We start from the raw sequence: 4,341 nt of genomic DNA on the forward strand, positions 1-4,341 counted from the left end.
GCACCTCGGCCTCGGCGCCCGGACCGGCGGTACGCCGGACCAGGTCCACCACCCCCGCGGCGATCCCCAGTTCGGCGCTCATGCCGGCACTCCGCTTCGCTCCGTGCCGTCATGAGGCACTGTCGCCCTGAGCCTGCTGATTCGCTCGCTCATGCCCGCACCCCCACCCGGACGCCGCGGAACCGGGCCGGCGCGGCCGGATGGCCGGTGTGCCCGACCTGGCCGGGCTGCCCCTTCCCGCAGTTGGGCGTGCCCCAGGCGACCGTCTCCGAGGAGAGCATGTCCATCGAGCGCCAGAAGACCGGCCCGATGCCGGTGTACGTCGGGTTGCGCAGCATCCGCCCCCGGCGGCCGTTCTTGACCTCCCAGCCGACCTCGCAGCCGAACTGGAAGTTGAGCCGCTTGTCGTCGATCGACCAGGACCGGTTGATGTCCATCAGCACCCCGTCGTCGGTGGCCGCGATGATCTCGTCCAGCGTGTGCGGGCCGGGCTCCAGGCCCACGTTCGTCATCCGCACCATCGGCAGCCGGGCCCAGCCGTCGGCCCGTACGCTGCCGCCGTAGTCCAGGCCGGCGACGGCGGCCGAGTCCCGGCCGGCGAGCACCCCGACCCACCGCCCCTCGCGGACCGCGTCCCGGGCCACGGCGGCGGAGCCCTCGTCGTCGTAGCCGAAGCTGCCCAGCGCCCCGGGGATGGTCGTGTCGATGGTCACGTTCATCAGCTCGGAGCCGTACCGCAGCGAGCCGAGGCGGGCCAGGTCGAGCCAGGACGTGCCGGCGAAAGCCGCCTCCCAGCCGAGGATGCGGTCCAGCTCGATGGCGTGCCCGACCGACTCGTGGATCTGCAGCGCGAGCTGCTCGCCGCCGAGGATCAGATCGGTCTCGCCGGCCGGGCAGAGCGGCGCGGTCAGCAGCTCGCGGGACTCCTCGGCGATCCGGGCGGCGTGCGCGGCCAGGTCCAGCGAGGTGACCAGCTCCCAGCCGGTCGTGCCGTATTGCCCGCGGTAGCTCGGGTAGGACCGGCGCTGCGTCTCGCCGTCGCCGATCGACGTGGCCGAGATGCCGCCGCCGCACTCCCGGATGTGCTGGTCGATCCGGTGGCCCTCGCTGGAGACGAACCATTTCGTGGTGTCCCAGATCTGGTAGAGCCCCTCGGCCAGGTCGGCGCCGTGCTCGCGCATCGTCGCGGTGGCGCGGACCAGCAGGTCGCCCTTGTCCGACAGCGGCACCCCGAGCGGGTCGACGGCGCACTCCGAGGCCCAGCTCGCCACCGCCGCCTCGGAAGGCACCAGGTCGATCGGCGGGCCGGGAACCCGCGCGCTCGCGGTGGCGATCGCCGCGGCGCGCCGGCCGGCGTCGCTGGCCGCCGCGTCGGACAGATCGGGTACGGCGTGGAAGCCCCACCCCGAACCGACGAGCGCGCGTACGCCCAGCCCGATGCTCTCGTCCTGGCTCAGCTCCTCGATGTCGCCGTTGCGCGCAGACATCGACTCGTAGCGGCGGTGCATGACCCGGGCGTCGGCGTACCGGGCGCCCGCGTCGAGGGCGGCTTGGACGGCAGCGGTCGCCGCGTCGAACTCGCTCATGCGCCCGACCCTAGGCCAGCGCACCGACATCCGTCAGGGGACGACGTCATCCGACCGGCTCCGAGGTGGGCTGTGGCGAAATCGATGCCGACCTGCGCGTGAACGGGACAACCCGAGTCGCCGGACGCTGATAAGAAATGGTCCATGTCTGCCACTTCCGCGCACCGACTACTCCGCGGTGCGTTGACGCTCGTCGTCATGGTCGCCGCGACCATGTTCGGTGCCACTGCCGCCCACGCCGCGGCCCCGCGACTCAAGCTCACCGCCCTCGCCTTCGCCAACGACACGGTCGACGCCACCGGCGACTACGCCAGCAACAAGCTCACCTGGACGGTCACCAACACCGACCCGGAGGCCGGCTCCATCTTCGGCACCGTCACCATGCGCATGCGCAGCACCGTCACCGGTGAACTGGTCGGTCACGACCTGGTCGCGCGCTACGCGTACCAGGAGACCTGCTGCGGTGACGGTGTGTACGAGTCGGGCACGCCGCAGGAGTCCACCTACTCCTTCGACCTTCCGGTGCGGGCCTACTCCGACGCGGACACCGCGATCTGGGAGGTAACGAAGGTCACCATCGGTTCCCAGGGCGTCACCACCACGGTCTCGGGCACCCGCCTCCAGGCGTTCGGTTACCGGTTCACGGCCCGGACGCTGATCGACTCGTCGGGGCCGAGCGCCGACTCCATCTCGCTGAGCTCCCCGGTGCGCCGTCCCTACTTCTACGTGGGGAACGGCGCGGCCACCGTGACCTACGACTTCACGGTGCAGGACGGGCAGTCCGGCTTCTGGAAGGGCACCATCCGGCTGGCCGGTCCGGGCGGCGCGAGCGTCACCACCGCCTTCACCTGGGAGCGGGACGAGTACAGCACCGGGCTGCGATGCGGCCGGGTCACCGGCGGCCAGCAGGACGGCATCTACATGCCGTGCGTGCTCGACGTGACCGTGCCCGCGGATGCCGCCACCGGCAACTGGCGGGTTGCCGCGTTGGTGCTGCGCAACAACGCCGGCGGGACGACCACCTACAAGAACCCGACCGCGCCGTCCGTCACCACGACGACCAACTCGACGGTACGGGCCAGCGACTTCGCGATCGAGCCGAACCCGGTGGACAACTGGCGTGACTCGGTGATGACCGACATCACCATGGTCGTGACCGACACCCGCAAGGGTCTGTCGACAGTGCAGCTCGATCTCGTCGGCGGCTGCCAGCAGTGGGGTCTCCCGACCACCAGGGCGGACGGTCGTGTCGCCGTCAAGGTCATGGTGTATCAGCAGACCGCGCAGTGTGAGGTCGAGGGCTTGGCGGTGATCGACGGTGCCGGCAACGTCGCGCTCTACGGAAGCATGTACGGCGCGCCGGATCCGGATCTGACGATCACGCGGGTGCCGAGCACCGAGCCGCCGACGGCCCGCAGCGCCAGCCTCGACCCGTCCTCACTGCCGGTGAGCGAGGTGGGGCAGACCTCGATCAAGCTCACCATCGACGCCGATGTGAAGGTCGCACCGATCACCGGCGTGAGCGTCTACGTGTACGACGTCAACGGCGAGGTGGTGTCGCAGTCGGGTGGGGGTAGCAGCCAGGCCCCCGACGGGACGCTTACCGCGTGGCTCTACCTTCCGTGGTGGCAGGATCTGCCCGCCGGGGCGTACACGGTGGGCTTCGAGCTGAGCGACGCCGCCCGGAACAGCACCGCGTGGAACATGCCGGATCGCTCGGACAGCCGCACGCTTCCCGGCGGCCCGGTGGTCCTCACCCTCACCGCCGCAGGCTGATATCTCCCGGTGGGCGGGCCGAGCCCCGCCCACCGGGAGCGCGGGTGGTGGGTCTGGCTCTGCGGCAGGATCGGCGGACCAGAAACCATGTCGTTACGCTACGGCCGCTGACGGACCGCTCGATGTAGCTTATTTTCGCCTCCTGGGTTTTCCTGTAGGTTCTCTTCATCACCGAAGGGGAGGCGGTCAATGGGCAGGTCGGAGGCGGTGCCGTCCGGGGAGCCGGACCGCCCGGAGGTGCCGGAGCAGCGCTCCGGCGACGGGCCCTATCTCCAGGTCCGGGATCTGCGGGTGCGGTTCGACACCGAGGACGGTGTGGTCCGGGCGGTGGACGGCGTGTCGTTCGCCGTCGAGCGGGGTCGCACGCTGGGGATCGTGGGCGAGTCCGGTTCCGGTAAGAGCGTCACGTCGCTGGCGATCCTCGGCTTGCACAACGTGAAGCGGACGACCATTTCCGGGGAGATCTCGGTCGGTGGTCGTCAGTTGGTGGGTCTGGGTGAGGAGGAGATTCGTCGGTTGCGGGGCCGGGACATGGCGATGATCTTTCAGGATCCGTTGTCGGCGTTGCATCCGTACTACTCGGTGGGGCGGCAGATCGCGGAGGCGTATCGGGTGCATCATCCGAGGGCCGGGCGGCGGGAGGCCCGGGCGCGGGCGGTGGACATGCTGGGCCGGGTGGGGATTCCGCAGCCGGCGAAGCGGTTCGATCAGTTTCCGCATGAGTTCTCGGGTGGGATGCGGCAGCGGGCGATGATCGCGATGGCGCTGGTGAACGATCCGGAGCTGTTGATCGCGGATGAGCCGACGACGGCGCTTGATGTGACGGTGCAGGCGCAGATCCTGGACCTGCTGGCGGATCTGCAGGCGGAGTTCCGGTCGGCGATCATTCTGATCACGCATGACCTGGGTGTGGTGTCTCAGGTGGCTGATGACGTGTTGGTGATGTATGCGGGTCGGGCGGTGGAGCACGGGAGTGTGG

At 70.1% G+C, this 4,341-nt stretch carries 3 protein-coding genes; 2 read left to right on the plus strand and 1 reads right to left on the minus strand.

Annotated features, from left to right (window positions below; translation table 11 throughout):
• Positions 1 to 149: 149 nt before the first annotated feature.
• The gene (locus KBX39_RS24550) at positions 150 to 1,586 is read right to left on the minus strand and encodes a TldD/PmbA family protein (RefSeq protein WP_210872719.1); all 1,437 of its coding nucleotides are present in this window, start codon (positions 1,584 to 1,586) and stop codon (positions 150 to 152) included.
• 144 nt (positions 1,587 to 1,730) lie between these two features.
• Between KBX39_RS24550 and KBX39_RS24555 the strand changes: the two genes are divergently transcribed.
• Together KBX39_RS24555 and KBX39_RS24560 are read left to right on the plus strand one after the other, a co-directional pair.
• Positions 1,731 to 3,362, plus strand: a complete 1,632-nt coding sequence (locus tag KBX39_RS24555; protein ID WP_210872721.1) for a hypothetical protein — start codon at positions 1,731 to 1,733, stop codon at positions 3,360 to 3,362.
• Between the two features lie 189 nt (positions 3,363 to 3,551).
• Positions 3,552 to 4,341, plus strand: a 790-nt coding sequence (locus KBX39_RS24560; protein ID WP_210872723.1) for an ABC transporter ATP-binding protein, incomplete at its 3' end; no start/stop codon positions are given.

The organism is Micromonospora sp. D75, from assembly GCF_018070405.1.
In the GTDB taxonomy this organism is placed as follows: domain Bacteria; phylum Actinomycetota; class Actinomycetes; order Mycobacteriales; family Micromonosporaceae; genus Micromonospora; species Micromonospora chalcea.